Origin of the sequence: Salimicrobium salexigens (genome assembly GCF_900156705.1) — a bacterium.
Classification (GTDB): Bacteria; Bacillota; Bacilli; order Bacillales; family Halobacillaceae; genus Salimicrobium; species Salimicrobium album.
The window spans coordinates 189,559-207,127 of the sequence record NZ_FTOK01000006.1 but is presented as its reverse complement, the minus strand read 5'-3'; the positions used below and the strand labels follow the sequence as shown (position 1 = coordinate 207,127).

Genomic DNA, 17,569 nt, shown 5'->3' with positions numbered 1-17,569 from the left:
ATTAACGTGACCATATTGATTAGAAAAAGCTTCCCGAGAGAGGATCGATTTATCAAAAAAACCTCCTTCAACCTTAAAAATATGAAATGCAACCATTATTTCAAGAAATTTTATCTACTTCTCGCCTTTATTTTCAGGAAAATCTCTTTCACTTCATCCCCGTCATTACGGGGTTTTCTATTCCTTTGTAACTTCACTGCAATATAACTGTCAGATTTGCAATACGAATGTTAGCGTTTTGTTCTTAACTTTAATGTTTAATGACTTTAGTATTGTGGTTGTGCAGATGAGACACGGATTATTTAAACACACAGGAGGAATTATAAATGAAAAAACAAATGATTACTTTAGCAACTACCGCAGCTTTGACAGGAGCGTTCGCGACTACTGTAAGTGCGGAAGAATATAACGTAAATAGTGGAGATACGCTTTGGAGCATCTCCCAGCAAAATAATGTTTCTGTAAGTCAGCTTAAATCCTGGAACAATCTTTCTTCCAACCTGATCTTCCCTAACCAGTCTCTTACAGTTAGCGGTCAGGCTTCTGCTTCCGACAACGGCAGTAGCAACCAGGCGAGCGAATCGAACACGTATACAGTTAAATCCGGAGATACTATCTACTCCATCGGTAAAAAACACGGAGCAAGCGTTTCCCAGATTAAATCCTGGAACAACCTTTCTTCTAACCTGATTCACCCTGGTGATCAGCTGTCTGTTGGCGGATCCACTGCAGTGAAATCCGAATCCAGCAGTAATAACACAGCTTCTGAAGAAAGTAACACGACTGCATCTTCTTCTGCTTCTTCCGAAGAAAGCAGCAGCCAGGGCGATGTCGTTAAACAGTTCACAGCAGAAGCTACTGCTTACACTGCTTACTGCGCAGGCTGCAGCGGTACAACTGCAACAGGTCAGGACCTTAGAGCTAACCCTAACCAGAAAGTCATCGCTGTAGACCCTAACGTAATCCCACTCGGGTCCAAGGTATGGGTTGAAGGTTACGGAACAGCAATCGCCGGTGACGTTGGCGGTGCTATCAAAGGTAACCGTATCGATGTCTTCATGCCTAGCAACAGCGACGCTCTTGACTTCGGCCGTCGCAACGTAACCGTTAAAGTTCTTAACTAATAATAGCAGAGTCTAAATGAATGAAGCGTCCTCCCCGTGCGGGTGGACGCTTTTCTTTTGGAATCAGTGACTTTTATCAGGAAGTTAAACGGGAATCCACTAAATTTAAGAAACCAAAGTATTCCCGATTTGACGGATCATAAAACGGCTGTAACCCAATTGTCATAAATCTGTAACTTGTCTAAAACTTTCGTATGCTAGGCTTGAAACAAATAACTTTACAGGGGGATTTACATATGATTAAGCGACTGGCGGCTTTTTTATTTACATTTGCAGCAGTATTCTTATTATTCGCTCCAGGCTCATCCGCACAAAGCAAAGCGGAGAGTATTATTGATACAGCTTACAGATACTCAGGTTCACCGTACGTTTACGGAGGTACTACTCCATCCGGTTTCGACTGTTCCGGCTTCACCCGCTACGTCTATGCGAAAAACGGTGTCAAACTGAATCGTACATCCCGTCAGCAGGCAAGACAGGGGAAATATGTCAGCCGATCGAATCTGAAACCGGGCGATCTCGTTTTTTTCGGTAAACCCGTCTATCACGTAGGCATTTATATTGGTAACGATAGAATGATTTCTGCGGAAAACCCTGATGATGACATTGATGTAACGTCTCTTAACTACAACTACTGGAAACGTAACTATAGCGGAGCACGTCGTGTGTTCGAAGAAGACCAGTCCCACACTTCTTCCAACACCATTACTGATTTCCGTGACGTCCCTGATCATTACTGGGCAGCTAAGAAGATTTCATACATAAGCGATAAAGGCATCATTGAAGGTTACAACGGTTACTTCCGTCCGAAAGATAACGTCACACGCGGAGAAGCAGCTAAAATGATCAGCGAGGCACTGAATTTGGGTACGTCTTCTAGAGACAGATTTTCTGACTTATCCGGCTGGTCCAGAAAGTACGTGAACGCAGTGGCAGCCAAAGGATTGATTGAAGGTTACGAAGACGGCACGTACAGACCGGAAGAACATATGACACGTGAAGAGATAGCCACCGTCCTCACGCGGGCTTTCGACCTTTCCGGCAGCGGGAGAGTAGGCTTTAAGGATGTGAGCAGTCATAACTGGTCTTATGAATACATTCAGGCGCTGGCTTCCAATTCTATTACGAACGGTTACGAAGACAACACTTTCCGTCCTAAAAAGACCACTTCAAGAAGTGAGTTTGCCGCTTTTGTCTATAATGCTATCAACTAATACGGATTGATCCTGTTGTTTCACGACAGAAGACTGCTTTATCAGTATTTGAGAAATGACAGAGCCACTAACATCGGAACCTTGACGTTCTGGATTAGTGGCTCTGTTTCGTTTTTCACCGGTGCTATCTGCACAGTACGTCGCTATTCATATTCTAGCGTTATATATCGTTTTAGAAAGCGAGCAGGTGTCTCTGCTCCTCTCCTCTATATACAAACAAAAAGCCTGCAGCTAAGCTGCAGGCTCATTTTTCGTCTATCTTCTTTCCTCCCAGTTGTAGTAGTCAATGATACCCTGGGCCACGGCATTTGCCGCTCTGTTTCTCCAGTAGGAGGACCCGAGTTTCTGGGCTTCTTCTCTGTTCGTCACAAATCCAAGCTCGACAAGTGCAGAAGGCAGGGTCGTTCTCTTGATTACGTGGAACCCTGCTTCTTTCACACCACGATCGGAAGCATCCATAGCTTTCACAAGGCGTTGCTGAATGAAGTGGGACAGTTTGTAACTCTTATATGCTCTCGGTCCAAGTGCTGCCGCCGAGTAATACGTCTCTACTCCCGAGGCATTTTCACTCGAAAAAGAGTTGGAGTGAATGCTTACGAACGTATCCGCGTTGTTCCGCTGAGCGAAATCCACCCGTCCGGAAAGAGAAATGTATGTGTCATTCCGTCGCGGCATTACCACTTTCACTCCTGAAGCTGCGAGTTTGTCCCTTACGAGTTTTGATACTTTCAGGTTCACTTCTTTTTCTACTACCCCATGTCCGGAAGCACCCGGGTCCCAGCCGCCGTGACCGGCATCAATCGCGATGACTCTCGAGCTGCTTACATCGGAAGTCGTGTAGTTTGCATGCACAAAACCGAGCGTGTTTCCATAGGAGACCTGAAGCCAGTTTCCGACCTTTTTATGGACACGGACGGTTCTGCCCGTTTTGAACTGATTAATCACTTTGTATCCAGTCCCCGGGCCGATTCTTACATTAAGGGGAGTGCTGCTTGAGATTATTCTTTCTTCCTGTACCGCGAGATCACGTTCCACCCGGTAGTCGTTATTCATCGCGCGGGCCAGAAACAGGGAGTATTCTGTTCTCGTTATTTTCTTGTTCGGAAGGAATCTCCCGTCCGGCGTTCCGTTACTTACACCGGCTGTAGCTACTTTGTTCACAGCGTTGTAGCCGGCACCCGGTCCTTTTACATCTGAAAAGTACTCCCCGCTCATCTTCGAGAAATTGAACGCTTTGGATACGAGGTAGGCCATTTCTTTCCTCGTCATCGTATTTTGAGGACGGAATGTACCATCCGGGTAACCGGTAATGATCCCTTTATCTTTGGCGGACTGTATGTATCCGGAAGCGTACGAATTTTTATCTACATCGGGGAATTCCGTAGTCCGCTTCCTGTTATTCAGACCGAGAGCCCTGCCGACCATCGTGGCGGCCTGCTGTCTGCTTACTTCTTCATCTCCTCTGAATCGACCGTCCGGGTAACCGGCGATTACCTTTTTATGGATGAGGTAGTTGATTTCAGACTTATAGCTGCCCGGTATTCCTGTAACGGCAGCGTTCGCTTCCTTCAGCGGAACGACAGTGAAAAGAACAGCAAAGACCATGAACACAACGACCTTATTAAAGTTTTTGATCATGTGGTTAAAACTCCCTTTTTTTAAAATTTTTATAATATTCTTTGTTCATTATAATATACTATTATTTATTAATAGGTGATTATTGCATACTATTAGTTTCTTAACATTATTGTAATGCTCTTGTAATATTGGTGAGTAACTATCTGGATGAGTATTCTTTTGATTCGTAAAGTGCTTTAGCAAGTTCCGCACGGCTCACAGGTTCGGACGGTTGATATGTCCCGTCCCTGTACCCGGAAAGAACTCCTGCTTTTGCGGCGGCATTTATAGCTTCAGTGTAGTAACGGCCGTTTACGTCCGAGAAATAGGATCTGCCTGCCTCCGGAAACTGAAAAGCCCGGTTCAGCATGACTGCCATATCACCGCGGGTGATATTTTTACGCGGAGCGAACGTTCCGTCCGGAAAGCCGTTAATGAATCCTTTCTCTACAGCGGCGGATATATACCCCGCACTGTACGAATTCTCCTGCACGTCCGGGAAGCCGGTATTCGAGTCCTTTTCTTCCAGGTTCAACGTTCTGCCTAGCATCGTAACGACGTCCTGACGGCTGATCTTCCCATCCGGCCGAAACGTGGCATTTCTAAACCCTGTAACTGTCCCATCGACGTACAGCTTTCGGACAGGCTCATAGTACCAGCGGCCGGAAGACACATCTTTGAAAGGATTGACCGGAGCCTGGACAAGACCGTGACCGAAGTCTTTATCTTTTCCTTTTGGTCCAAGGTCTTTCGCCCGGTCTCTCACTTCTTTCCTGAGCTGCTGGATAGTGTAATGAGGATAGGCTTCTCTGTTCAAAGCGAATACTCCACTTACGAAAGGGGCTGCCATGGAAGTACCGTTCAAATATTCGTATCCGTTCACCCCTGTCTTTGCGTCCACGTACGTACTGTACACTCCGGTGCCCGGGGCGACTACGTCAAGGGAATTACCTCCGTAGGAGAAAGCGGCTCTCTGGAATTCATCATTCACCGCTCCCGTACCGACGACGCTGTCATAGCGTGCCGGATACATGACGTCCGGAAGATACCTTCCGTTACAGGGAGTTTTGTTGCCGGAGGCGGCAACAACTAATACCCCTTTCTCTTCCGCTTTCTCAAGCGTTTTCTTCATAGGAATGGAGGAGCTGCAGGTCGTAAGGCTTAAATTGATGATATCCACATCTTTTTTGAAAGCCCACTCGATCCCTGCGATGATTTCACTTTCCCAGCCGTCCCCGTCTTTGTTCAGAGCTTTGACAGCATAAAGATTGGCATCGGGAGCTATACCGACTGTTCCTCTATTGTTCGGCTGGGCGTTGAGTACGCCCGCAACGTGGGTACCGTGGCCATTGTCGTCCGCCCATCCGGTCGAGCCCTCGATCGTATTCACACCGCCGCGGACGTTGAGATCCGGGTGGTCTTTGGCTACTCCCGTGTCGATGACTGCAATATTCACGCCTTCACCCGTAAGGCCCCAGCTTCTTGCCTTCGACGGTTCCGTTGCTTTGTAGCCCCACGTTTCTCTTTCAGCAGCTACAGAGACTCTCTGGTCAAACTCGACCCAGGCCACCTCCGGCTTCTTTTGCATCTCGATGATCTGTTTACGGTTCATCTTCATAGATACAGCATTCAGAGAATCGTACGTATGTAAATGCTCCCCTTCCACTGCAGTTCTGTATCTGCCCGAGGTGCCCTCTTCGAATCCGACTACCACTCTGTAACTGCTTTCGGCTGAAACGTTCTCCGTCACCGCTCCTCCGAACGCCGCAATCAGCGCCAGAAGGCCTGCGAGCAGGAGTTTGCTGCCCATATCCTTCATCCATTCCATCCTTTCTTTTCCTGTCCTAGCCGCCAGCTCTTCTGAGCGGAAAACGACAGAAAGAAACGGACAGGGTTCGTCCGCTTCTATTCCATTTATTCTTTCCAGTTATAATAGTCCATGACTCCAAGTGCAATCGCTCTCGCTGCGGCCTCACGGTAGTGCTGGGTCTTCAGCTTTCCTGCATCTCCTTTATTCGTCAGAAACCCGATTTCTGTAAGGACAGCCGTCAACGACGTCTCTCTTATGACGTGGAAGTTCCCGTTTTTGACTCCACGGTCTGTCATATCCATCTCTTTGTAAAGTCTTTCGTTGATGAATTTAGCCAGCTTATAGCTGTTGAATTCTCTGCCCGACATACCGCTTGCGTAATAGAAAGTCTCTACACCATTTGCGCCTTCCGAAGCGGCGTTTGCATGAATACTTACAAATTCCGTAGCGTTATTACGCTCGGCGATAGCTACCCGGCCTGACAGGGAAGGGTACCAGTCCGACTGTCTCGTCATTACGACGTCCATTCCTGCGTTCTCCAGAAACTTACGTGTTTTCTTACTCACATCAAGTACGAGCTCTTTCTCTACGATGCCATTCGCCGAAGCGCCCGGATCTCTTTCCCCGTGCCCCGGGTCGATGGCGACTTTATACGTCTTCGATGGCTTATCCATCAGGTACGCGGAATGCACATACCCTTTGATGTTGCCGGAAGAAATGTAGTACCAGCTGCCTTCTTTCTTATAAACGGAGACGATGTCCCCCGTATAAATTTTGCCGACGACCTGGTTATTCGATCCGGCTCCATTTCTTACGTTCAGGAAATCAGCCGTTACAATCTGCTTTTCAAGCACTTCCATCGGCTCTTCCGTACCCGACGAAACTTTAAATTCCTTGTTCATGCCGCGTGCAACGAACAGGGAGAATTCTGTGCGGGAAATGATTCTGTCCGGCTTATATTCTCCGGAAGGAAAACCTTCCGAAATACCCGCCGTACTGAGCTTGTTCACATAGTCATAGAGTTTCGACGATTTAGGAATGCCCGTGAACGTAACGTCGCTCTTCGTCTCGAGACGCAACGCTTTTACAATCAGATAAGCCATTTCCGCTCGCGTCATGCTCTTGTTCGGACGATAGTCACCCTCCGGAAAACCGGTGATGATACCTTTATCTTTAGCAGACTGTATGTATCCGGAAGCGTACAAGCCCTTATTTACATCAGGGAAATCCGTGCTTCTTTTTTCACCGGAAAGTCCGAGCATTCTCCCTACCATGACCGCAGCCTGGGCTCTCGTAACTTTGTCATCTCCGTGGAAATCCCCGTCCGGATACCCTTTGATGATGTTCTCTCCGATCAAATAGTTTATTTCTTTACTGTACTTACCGGGAACCCCGGTGACCGTGTCAGCTGATACACTGCCTGCTCCCATACTCAACAACAGAACAGCGACGAGAACGACGACTGCATAGCGTAAACCCTTACCTCTCATTCACTTAACCCCTTTTCCTGATTTATTACTTACGCTCCGATCCGAATGATCGGAGCACGAGAATTTTTCCTCACTATCTGTTGTATCGATTAATTTTAAGTTTATTAAACAGGACTTTTTAACCAATTAACAAAATTACCGGTTTCAAGACTCAAAAATCGGGTATTTATTTCCCTTTTCAGTTCATTAAAACTCCTGTTTACCAGCGTTTAATGGTCAAAAATATAGATTACTTAAAAAATTGTTGTTTTTTCCTAAAATTTAGCTATTCAAACGTGTTCTAATCTGATAGTTTATTATAGAGAACGAAAAAGCACAAGGAGGAGTTTTGTTTGATGAAAAAGATTTCCGTTTTTCTGGTCACTTTATTGATGCTCCTGTCCATTTCGGCCCCGGCCCTGCACGCACAGGATGATATCTCAGGGTCACCTTTTGAAAAAGATATGAGATCGCTGATAGATAAAGAAATAATGCAGGGCTTCGAGGACGGTACATATAGACCAAAAGCTGAGGTGACGCGCGCTCAGTTCACAGCGTTCATCACAAGGGCGCTTGATCTACCGGTGACAGAAGAAGTCATCACTGAGCTGCAGTCGCTCGATCCAACTTCTTTTTCCGATGTGGATTCGGGCAGATGGTATTACCCTTATATACTCGTCGCCAACAACGAAGGACTGATCCAGGGATACCCGGGCGGTACTTTTAAACCCAACGAGAAAATAAGCCGTCAGAATATGGCTGTCATTATGATGAATGCAGCCAAATCCAAAGGAATCGTTACAGAAACGGAACCTCTGACGTTTAAAGACAACGGGAAGATCCGATCTTATGCGAAAGAAGCGGTCCAGATTCTTACGGGACTGGAAATCATCAACGGGAAAGTAATTAACGGGGGCTCTTACTTCGCTCCTTCCGACCTTACGACGAGGGGGGAAACGGCAGCCGTGATCAACAGATTACTGAAAGTACTGAACCCTCCGGAAGAGAAATATAACTACAGTGTGGCCACGCTTGGCAAAGACAAAGAGCCGGTCATCCATAAGAGTTATAAAACATACGACCAGGCTGTCTCCAACGCCTCTTCCGGTCAGGTCGTGCTGAAAGGGAACAGCGTCGCCTGGATCAAAGACGGGAAAGCCGTCTCGAACACTTTCACAAGTATTTACAAAGATAAGAATCTCTCAAGCTCTCTGACGTACTTCACCTCGGGTGTCGAAGTGAAACTGCTTGACCTTACCGAAAATTATGCGAAAGTCCAACTTGCCGACACGGTCGGTTATGTAGCTCAGGAGGATATCAATCTTGTTCCTTCTTCCATGATCGAAGGACGTTCGTATTACTATGCGAAGAACGGAGACCTGTACCATTACAAGTACAATACATCCCTTAAATCAGGAAGCTCCTACGTATACGGAAAAGCTCCTTCTTTCATGCGGGAAGGACGCAAGTATTACAGCTATAATGGCAACACTTTTCTGAACGAAAACGGCAGCAAAGCAGGAGATGCGTATCAGTATTTCAACCGCCTCCCTCTTTACAGTGATACGTCCTATACTGCGGAACAGCTCGACAATTTCATCGCCGCCGAACAGCCGAACAGTCCGCTAATCGGCACCGGTGATGACTTCAAGAAAGCCGAAAAACTGCACGGAACGAACGCATTGTACCTGATGGCCCACGCCATCCATGAGAGTAACTGGGGTAAGAGCCGGATCGCCCAGGATAAAAACAACCTGTTCGGTATAGGAGCGAGAGACGGCACTCCTTACGAAAGTGCCTACTCCTATAAGAACTTCGAAACGGGCATTCTTGAAGCGGCGGAAGATTTCATCGTTCCCGGCTATTTCGAGAATACGTGGAAGAGCTACGGAGCTCATCTCGGCAACAAGAGCTCCGGTATGAACGTCTACTACGCCTCAGATCCGTACTGGGGACAGAAAATCGCCGGCCATATGTACAGAGCCGATAAATATTTAAGCAAAAAATATGGTGTGAAAAGCGAGCTCGGCGCTTCTCCTCTGGCGGAAACACTGAAGCCGGACACGAACGTCCGCACCAGCGCCAGAACTTCCGCCGGCAAAATTTACTCGCTCGGGAAAGCAGGAAGTACCGTACAGATTCTTGATACGGTGAACACATCGAGTGAAGGTACGTGGTATGAAGTTACGACGAAAGACTATGAATCTGGAAAAACTGGCGTGAAACCTGTCGATCACGGTAAAGGATTCGTTTACAGCCATAATGGACGATATGGAACGAATCTGGAAAAACTCAATATCGCTGAATAATCGGCACCAGGGGAGTAATCGCTTTTAATGATTACTCCCCTGTTCTTTTCGTGATAAAATGGAAATGGTGAAATATAAACCATAAGGAAAATAAAGGATGAGAATTTATGCACCTGGTCATATCAGGATACTACGGTTTTCAAAATACGGGGGATGAGGCTATTCTGCAGGCGATGGTTTATCAGCTTCGCCGGCAGGAACCCGGAGTGCGGCTTACCGTCCTCTCCAACGACCCCGTCACTACGTGCAGTAACTACGAGGTGGAAGCCGTAAACAGGTGGGATATGGCTCAGATCCGCAGGGTCATCCGTCAGGCAGACGGACTGATCAGCGGCGGAGGCAGCCTGTTTCAGGATGTTACAAGCCTCAACACCCTTATTTATTACACTTCTATCGTCAGTATAGCCAAACTTTATAATAAACCTGTGTTTCTTTACAGCCAGGGCGTGGGCCCGCTCGAACGTCCCCTCTCCCGTCTTATGACCCGGAGAACTCTGAAGAACGTGGAAGGTACGGTGAGAGACGTGGAGTCGCTCGATTTTCTTCACAGACTCGGAGCGAAGGGACCTTTTTCGATTTCGCCGGATCCGGTTCTCGGCTCCGTATTCGCAACACCCTCCTGCACCTGGCTTGAGGAGAAGAAACTCACTTCCGAAATCGTGACGGTCAGCTTACGCGACTGGCCCGTATCAAAAGATTACAGGCAGGGGCTCGCCGCCCTCCTCGACAATCTTGCAGAGAAAGGGTACACAATTCTGTTTATTTCTATGCACGGCGTTCCGGACACCGAAGCTGCGGAGGAAATCGCTGCTCTTATGGAATCGGAAACATTGATCAGCCCTTCTTATCTGTCACTCGAGGAGAAAGCGGCGCTTATCGCCACGTCCTCCCTCCTCATAGGGATGCGGCTGCATTCGCTCATACTGGCGGCGAACGCATTCGTTCCGTTTGCAGCTATTTCGTACGATCCGAAAATCGACTCGTTCGCGAAAGAACTGAAGCAGCCGGTCCTCGGAGACGTAAATGATGAAAAAGAAACGTGGGACCCCGCTAAAATGAACGCGTCTTTCGAACATCTGTCAGATGAGGATAATTATGCGGAATATTGTACAACCGTCCGCTTTCTTATAAAAGAAGCCGAAAAAACCCCGGGACTGGCCCTCCGTTACTTCAGAAAGAGGCTTGACTGAACCGGTCGCCGAAAGAACTCTGTAAATCACTAAAGGAGATTCATATGGAAACGAAGAACGTGGATATCCTCGGGATACCTGTAAGCAGTATCGATCGTCATACACTTAAAAATAATCTCATTTCTCATATCGAAAACGCGGAAAAATCATTTGTCGTAACTGCCAACCCGGAAATCGTTATGACGGCAAAGAAGAACAATTCTTATATGAGTGCTATCCTGTCCGCTTCGTATATTACCGCAGACGGCATCGGTATCGTTAAAGCCTCCCGGATCATGAACAACCCTCTTCCGGAGAGAGTCGCAGGGTACGACCTTATGGTTGATTTTATAAGAGTCTCCCAGGAATATTCCTATAAAATTTTCCTGCTCGGAGCTAAACCCGAAGTCATCACCCAGACTGTGCGTAACCTTGAGAAATACTACCCGAATCTGCACATCGCCGGTTATCACGACGGGTACTTCAACATACATGATGAAGAAGAGACGACATTGATCGTGGAGAGGATCCGGGCGTTGGAACCGGACCTTATATTCGTCGGGCTCGGAGTACCGCGTCAGGAAGAATGGGTCGCCGAAAACTATCACCGATTCGACAAAGGTGTCTTCCTCTGCGTGGGAGGCAGCTTCGATGTACTTGCCGGCGTTACGAAGAGAGCACCCATCTCCTGGCAGAACTGCAACCTGGAATGGCTGTACCGTCTCCTCCAGCAGCCTGCAAGATGGAGACGCATGATTTCTCTCCCCCAGTTTGCTCTCAGCGTACTCAAAGAAAAGGTGCGGATGCGAAAATGAAGACGAACGGGCTTATGAAAGGTGCGGTTCTATTATCCGCATCGATTCTTCTCTCAAAAGTTCTCGGAAGCTTTTTCAGAATTCCGCTCCAGAATATCGCAGGAGATTCGGTACTCGGTATCTTTTCACTCGTCTATCCGGTATATATGGTAGCACTCACTCTGTCCGTAGCCGGTATACCGCTAGCCCTTTCGAAACTGATTGCAGAAAGGGAAAGTTCCCGGGAGATCCAGGTCATACATAGAACCGCCAACGTGTTAGGCGCGCTCCTCGGAGTCAGCGCTTTTCTTATCGTTAATTTATTTTCTTCTCCGCTCGCCGCAGCTCTCGGCGGGCCTTCCACCCTCCCTGCGATCCGGGCCGTGTCTTTCGCCCTGCTTTTCGCTCCTTCCATGGCAGTATACAGGGGATATTTTCAAGGCAACGGTGATATGAAACCTACAGCTCTCTCCCAGGTGATGGAACAGACGGTGAGAGTTGGGGTGATCATAGGTGCAGCCTACATCTCCGTCCGTATGGGAATGGAAGCATCCACGACGGCCGGGTTCGTCATGACGAGTTCGACAGTGGGGGTCGCCGCTTCTTTCCTCTATCTCGTTTTCCATTACTCAAAAGTACCGTCTGCGAGAAGGAAATTCACCGGAACCTATACTCTTGAAGATTTCCGGGTGTGGAGTAAATACATACTGAAAATTTCGCTCCCGATCGCTTTCGGTACCCTCACGGTGCCACTGCTTCAGTTCGTGGACGCCGTCACGATTCCGGCCGGGCTCAGGACAGACACGAACTATTTGTTTGGTCTGTACGGCCGGGGATTATCGCTTATTCAGATTTCGACCGTGTTCGCGACAGCTGTCATCTATCCCCTTCTTCCAGCCATCTCGCACCGGCTCGTGACCGGTGATATGGCCGGAGTGAAACAGGATATCCGTAACGCAGACAAGTGGAACCATCTGATTTCCTGGCCGGCAGCCGCCGGTTTCGTCGTACTGGCCCTTCCGCTGAACGTGGCCCTGTTCACCGATGCAGCCGGCACCTTAGTCATGGCCATTCTCGGAGCGAGTTCTGTGTTCATTTCCTTTTCCATTATTACGACAGGCATACTGCAGGGACTCGGGAAAGGGAAACAGGCGGCTGTGGTCATTTCAACAGCTGCCGTTTTGAAACTTGTTCTTAACCTGCTGCTTGTTCCCGTGTTCGGGCTCACGGGTGCCGCTGTCATCAATATTCTTGTCTTTGCGCTTATTTATGCAGGAAATGCACTGTTTGTTAAAAAATCCGTTCAGCTGCGTCTGGTGCCCGACCGGTTTCCGCAATTGCTCGGCAGTACTGTACTGGCCGTAGCTGCGATGGCCGTTCCCTTTCTGGTTTTCTCGCCCGGGGTCTGGGCGAGAGGAGAAGCTTTTCTTTTTTTACTCGTCGCCCTTGCAGCGGGTATTACAGTATATGCAGGCAGCTTACTAGCGTTGAGAGTAGTGTCTTTGCGGGAGCTGAAACTGCTCGTTAAACGGTGAGACATCGGGGTTCTACAGTTTGCGTGCCCTTCGGGGGCGTATCGTTGCGTTGAAGGTCACGATTACGGTGGAATCGTGACTTTCGGATGTTATTTTTCTTACTGAAGGTAACGATTACTGCCTAATCGTGACCTTCAGCCTCACATCCTCCTTCTCAACGTCACGATTAAGGCACAAAAAAGCCACGGAAGCATACGCCTCCGTGGCTATTCATTATTTATTATATACCGTAGGACGTCCTATCGAATGATATTCAAGTCCCGTGTTTTCAATTTCTTTAAGTCCGTAGCAGTTGCGGCCGTCGAATACGACAGGGTTAGTGAGAGATTTCGCATAGTCCTCCGGAGAATACTCCTTGATTTCTTTCCAGTCCGTCATAATGACGGCGAAATCTTTACCATCGATGGCTTCTTCGACCGAATCCATGTAGTTGGTAGCTCCCGGCAGATATGTTTTCGCGTTCTCGCTCGCAATCGGGTCATAGGCATAGACCTCGGCTCCTGCATCAACGAGTTCCCGCACGACTTTGATCGACGGCGCGTCTCTCATGTCATCCGTGTTCGGTTTGAACGCAAGGCCTAAAACGGCGATTCTTTTATTCTCAAGATCCGGGAATACTTTCTTGATCTTGTCCACAATGATACGCTGCTGTCCTTCGTTCGTAGCGATGACGCTGTCCACGATAGTAAGATCATAATCCACGCTTTTGGCGATGGCACTGAGAGCGCTCGTATCTTTCGGGAAGCAGGAGCCGCCGTAGCCGACTCCCGCGTTCAGGAATTTGTCGCCGATACGCTTGTCCATGCCCATACCCTTCGCGACGCTTTCGACGTTTGCGCCGATCCGTTCACACAGATTACTGAGCTGGTTGATGAAGCTGATCTTCGTCGCAAGGAAGGCGTTCGACGCGTACTTGATCATTTCGGCACTGCGCAGGTCAGTCATGATGATCGGAACGCCAAACGGTTCGAATATGCTCTTCACTTTTTCAACGGCCTGTTCACTCTCGCCTCCGACGACGATGCGGTCCCCGTTGAACGTGTCATGAATAGCGGAACCTTCGCGCAGGAATTCCGGATTGGAAATGACCTCGACGCTGTAAGATCCGTTATGGTGTTTCTCGATTTCGTTCTTCACGTGCTCGTTCGTACCGACCGGCACCGTACTTTTCGTAACGACGATCATATCGTTCGTCATCGTTTCGGCGATGCTGCGGCAGGCATTATTCAGGTAAACGAGCTCCGCGGACCCGTCATCGGCCTGCGGTGTGCCGACGGCGATAATGACGACGTCCCGGCCCTGCATTGCCGTTTCGTAGCTGTCCGTGAAATCAAGTCGTCCTGCATCGATATTCTTTTTCATCATATCCTCAAGACCCGGCTCATAAATAGGCGACTCTGAACGGTTCAGCCGCTCCACTTTCCTGGAGTCGATATCCAGGCAGGTAATTTCATGGCCGACTTCTGAAAGACATACCCCTGTGACAAGTCCTACATATCCTGTACCAATTACTGAAATTTTCATTGTCTCACCTGTTTCCTCACTTATATTTTTCCAGTTTATCCTCAAGAAGCTGCAGTATATCCTCTTTCAGATCGCTGCGGTTCAGTGCGAAATCTATCTGGGCATCGATGAACCCGAGCTTGTTTCCGATATCGAATCTCTCGCCTACGAAATTATAAGCAAGAACCTTCTGTGCATTCGTCAGCTTTTTGATGGCGTCCGTAAGCTGGATTTCATTACCTGCTCCCGGTGGAAGTGTTTCAAGAATATCGAACACTTCCGGAGTAAGGATATACCGGCCCATAATCGCAAGGTTCGACGGAGCGTCTTCCAGAGCAGGCTTCTCCACCAGATCTTCTACTTCCACGTACCCGTCCGACAGTTCTTCGTTATTCTTCGTCTTGATAATTCCGTAGCTTGAGACCTGGCTCTCCGGAACGTCCTGGACGCCGACGACGGATGCTTCCTCTTTTTCGTACACATCCATCAGCTGACGCAGGCACGGGGTGCCGTTCGCCTGTACGATGTCGTCCCCGAGAAGAACAGCGAACGGTTCGTTGCCGATGAACCGGCTGGCAGTCGCAATGGCGTGACCGAGCCCTTTCTGTTCTTTCTGTCTTATGTAGTGGATGTTCGCAAGGTTGGAGATATCCTCCACTTCCTTGAGCAGTTCATATTTCTCTTTCTCCTCAAGCTTTTCTTCAAGCTCGTATGATTTGTCGAAGTGGTCCTCGATTGCCCGCTTGCCGCGGCCGGAGACGATAATGATGTCCTCGATGCCCGACTCCACTGCTTCTTCGACGATATACTGGATTGTCGGTTTATCTACAATCGGGAGCATTTCTTTCGGCTGGGCTTTTGTTGCAGGTAAAAAACGTGTACCGAGTCCCGCTGCCGGGATAATAGCTTTTTTCACTTTCATTTGACCTCCACCTTTCTATCCATTTCCTTCAATTCTATCATAAATTTTCTATATATGTTTCCAGCAGGTTAATCATACCAGCTTTTCCTGAGACGAAAGCCTCCGGTTCAAAGTCCCTGGACTGGGCGATCACTTCCGCGAGGTCTTTCCCCGGAGCCCAGCTGAGAATGTGCCCCTGCTCCTCGAAGACGTTGACCAGCTCAAGCTGATGGTCGTCGTTATGCTCCCCGAATTCCGCCAGGCGGGCTACCGCAATAACCTTCTTTCCCTTTTTGAGGGCGGTCGTCACCGATCCGGTTCCTGCATGAGTAATGATCAGGTCCGCCTGATCGAATAGTTTGTCCATCTCCTCATAACTGACGAAAGAAGAGAAAGTCATATATTCACTGCTGTAAGCCGTATGACCGTTCTGCACGATGATCTCCTCGTCAATGACCCCGTCAATCTTCAGCCTTTCCACTTCTTTCAAGAGTCGCGGAAAGGGGAGTTCATGCGTACCGAGAATTACAAAAATCAATAGATCGACCCCCCGTTCACTGCTTTCGGGTAGACCTTCTTCATCGATTCCCACTGCACGACGAAAAGGTCGGCAATCGGATAGACGAGTCTGCCGGACAAGTTTGGTGACGTAGTCTTGGCGAAACTTTCAATGTAAATCACTTTCTTCCGGAAAAGCTTCGCTATGTAGCACATCGGCACCGCCGTATGAGCCCCGGTCGTAATGACCACGTCCGGCCTTTCCCTCAGGAAAAGGAAAAAGGACTTCAGGATGTTGAAGGAAAACTTGAAAATATAACGTACCGGATAGTTCCTGCCCCCGTAAACGAGGAATGAGACCGGGTGCTTCTTCTTCATTTGTTTCGTAATCGCCGATTTTTCGGTCACGATGTGGTAGTCATACTGGGAAAATAACGGATCGAGCTGAAGGAGCTGTGTGAGATGTCCCCCGATTGAAGATATTAGCAGTAACTTTTTATCTTTAGCCATTCATTTCTCCCCCATCTTTTCGTACATCTGTCCCAGCTGACGTACCACTACTTCTAAATCATGTTTCTGTGCCATCGTTTCTCCCTGCTCTGCGTACGTTTTTCTCAGTTCCGGGTCGTTGATAAGCTTATTCATGCTTTCAACCAGCGCCCATTCGTTCTGCGGTTCCACAAGTTCGCCTCTACCGTCTGCCAGCACATACTGCAGTCCGCCGACGCGGGTACCAAGTACCGGGGTATGGCAGGCCATCGCTTCGATAGCGACGAGACCGAGGCCTTCCATGCGGGAAGGCAGGACGAACAGATCGGCGGCCGACATCCACTCGGCCAGTTTATCCTGATTGACGGAAGGGTGGAAATGAATGCTGCTTCTGGACGATTCCGGAATAGCCGCTTTCACTTCGTTGTAAAAGTCCGGTTCCTTCACTTCGCCGACGAGGTGAAGGTGAACGTTCCTGTTCTGCTTTTCCACTTCCCGAAAACTATTCACCAGCTCTTCGATGCCCTTCGCTTTAATTATATTGCCTACGTACAGGATATGAAAACAGTTTTCCTCAAGCCCGAGCATTTTTTTGCTTACACTTTTATCCCGCGGGTAGAATTTGTTCCGGTCCACTCCCATGCTGAGGACGGATATTTTCTCCGGATCCCCGCCGAAATCGCTGATTATATCCTGACGCAGTCCCTCCCCGGCAGCGATGACCGCATCCGCATCCCTGAGAATCCGTTTCGTTTCTCCGGCAATCAGATTGTTCTTTCTTGCCATCCGGTCGATGTCCCCGCCGTGGGAAGTGACGATCATCCCTGCTCCGGATATTTTTTTGAAAATCCGGGCGAGAAGACCGCACGGGAATACGTAGTGGGCATGGATGACATCGTATTTTTTCCTGTTCTTAAGAAGCAGCCACGCAAACTTGCCGAGCCACTTCATATACTTCTGTATGACAATTTTTTTCCCCATCCGCGGGTCACGGATGCCGAGTACGTCTATTTCAAACCCGCGACTGCGAAGTATTTCCACGTGATTCTTGACGAAGATACCGAATGTTCTGCTTCGTTTTCCCGGATACATGTTGGAAATCACTAAGATTCTCTTCATAAAGAAGCTGCTCCTTTT

Annotated in this window: 14 protein-coding genes; 6 read left to right on the top strand and 8 right to left on the bottom strand. The window is 48.5% G+C overall.

What is annotated here, in order from left to right; translation table 11 throughout:
- The first annotated feature begins 326 nt into the window (after nucleotides 1-326).
- Both BW931_RS09140 and BW931_RS09135 read left to right on the top strand, forming a co-directional pair.
- Nucleotides 327-1,124: a LysM peptidoglycan-binding domain-containing protein gene (locus BW931_RS09140; protein WP_076571725.1), complete on the top strand. Its 798-nt coding sequence runs from the start codon at nucleotides 327-329 to the stop codon at nucleotides 1,122-1,124.
- 236 nt (nucleotides 1,125-1,360) lie between these two features.
- The gene (locus BW931_RS09135; RefSeq protein WP_076571723.1) at nucleotides 1,361-2,338 is read left to right on the top strand and encodes a C40 family peptidase; all 978 of its coding nucleotides are present in this window, start codon (nucleotides 1,361-1,363) and stop codon (nucleotides 2,336-2,338) included.
- 255 nt (nucleotides 2,339-2,593) lie between these two features.
- On the opposite strand, the gene BW931_RS09130 is transcribed toward BW931_RS09135, so the two are convergent.
- The 3 genes from BW931_RS09130 to BW931_RS09120 form a co-directional block, all read right to left on the bottom strand.
- Nucleotides 2,594-3,976 (bottom strand): N-acetylmuramoyl-L-alanine amidase, encoded by a 1,383-nt coding sequence (locus BW931_RS09130; protein WP_076571720.1) that lies wholly within the window; start codon nucleotides 3,974-3,976, stop codon nucleotides 2,594-2,596.
- Nucleotides 3,977-4,115: 139 nt separating this feature from the next.
- Nucleotides 4,116-5,783 carry a S8 family peptidase gene (locus BW931_RS09125; RefSeq protein WP_084193899.1) on the bottom strand — a complete coding sequence of 556 codons (1,668 nt, stop codon included), beginning with the start codon at nucleotides 5,781-5,783 and terminating at the stop codon, nucleotides 4,116-4,118.
- A gap of 86 nt (nucleotides 5,784-5,869) precedes the next feature.
- Entirely contained in the window at nucleotides 5,870-7,255 is a 1,386-nt protein-coding gene (locus tag BW931_RS09120; RefSeq protein WP_076571718.1) for an N-acetylmuramoyl-L-alanine amidase, read from the bottom strand.
- A 335-nt stretch (nucleotides 7,256-7,590) separates the two neighbouring features.
- On the opposite strand from BW931_RS09120, the gene BW931_RS09115 reads away from it, so the two are divergent.
- The 4 genes from BW931_RS09115 to BW931_RS09100 all read left to right on the top strand — a co-directional run bounded on the left by BW931_RS09115 (nucleotide 7,591) and on the right by BW931_RS09100 (nucleotide 13,041).
- Nucleotides 7,591-9,543 (top strand): S-layer homology domain-containing protein, encoded by a 1,953-nt coding sequence (locus BW931_RS09115; RefSeq protein ID WP_076571716.1) that lies wholly within the window; start codon nucleotides 7,591-7,593, stop codon nucleotides 9,541-9,543.
- A gap of 107 nt (nucleotides 9,544-9,650) precedes the next feature.
- Nucleotides 9,651-10,733 carry a polysaccharide pyruvyl transferase CsaB gene (gene csaB, locus BW931_RS09110; RefSeq protein ID WP_076571714.1) on the top strand — a complete coding sequence of 361 codons (1,083 nt, stop codon included), beginning with the start codon at nucleotides 9,651-9,653 and terminating at the stop codon, nucleotides 10,731-10,733.
- Between the two features lie 44 nt (nucleotides 10,734-10,777).
- Nucleotides 10,778-11,527, top strand: a complete 750-nt coding sequence (locus BW931_RS09105; RefSeq protein WP_008590405.1) for a WecB/TagA/CpsF family glycosyltransferase — start codon at nucleotides 10,778-10,780, stop codon at nucleotides 11,525-11,527.
- A complete protein-coding gene (locus BW931_RS09100) occupies nucleotides 11,524-13,041 on the top strand; it encodes a putative polysaccharide biosynthesis protein (protein WP_076571712.1) in 1,518 nt (505 codons plus the stop codon). The genes BW931_RS09105 and BW931_RS09100 overlap by 4 nt, the downstream gene beginning before the upstream one ends.
- 213 nt (nucleotides 13,042-13,254) lie before the next feature.
- Here BW931_RS09100 and BW931_RS09095 read toward each other — a convergent pair whose 3' ends face one another.
- Genes BW931_RS09095 through BW931_RS09075 form a run of 5 tightly spaced genes read right to left on the bottom strand, consistent with a single transcriptional unit; the run spans nucleotide 13,255 to nucleotide 17,551 of the window.
- Nucleotides 13,255-14,565, bottom strand: a complete 1,311-nt coding sequence (locus BW931_RS09095; RefSeq protein WP_076571710.1) for a UDP-glucose dehydrogenase family protein — start codon at nucleotides 14,563-14,565, stop codon at nucleotides 13,255-13,257.
- Nucleotides 14,566-14,581: 16 nt separating this feature from the next.
- Complete coding sequence (gene galU, locus BW931_RS09090) at nucleotides 14,582-15,466, bottom strand: UTP--glucose-1-phosphate uridylyltransferase GalU (RefSeq protein WP_076571707.1); 885 nt, start codon at nucleotides 15,464-15,466, stop codon at nucleotides 14,582-14,584.
- Nucleotides 15,467-15,503: 37 nt separating this feature from the next.
- Nucleotides 15,504-15,983 (bottom strand): PssE/Cps14G family polysaccharide biosynthesis glycosyltransferase, encoded by a 480-nt coding sequence (pssE, locus tag BW931_RS09085; protein WP_076571705.1) that lies wholly within the window; start codon nucleotides 15,981-15,983, stop codon nucleotides 15,504-15,506.
- Nucleotides 15,980-16,453, bottom strand: a complete 474-nt coding sequence (pssD, locus tag BW931_RS09080) for a PssD/Cps14F family polysaccharide biosynthesis glycosyltransferase (RefSeq protein ID WP_076571704.1) — start codon at nucleotides 16,451-16,453, stop codon at nucleotides 15,980-15,982. The genes pssE and pssD overlap by 4 nt, the downstream gene beginning before the upstream one ends.
- Nucleotides 16,454-17,551, bottom strand: a complete 1,098-nt coding sequence (locus BW931_RS09075) for a glycosyltransferase family 4 protein (protein WP_076571701.1) — start codon at nucleotides 17,549-17,551, stop codon at nucleotides 16,454-16,456.
- Nucleotides 17,552-17,569: the final 18 nt, after the last annotated feature.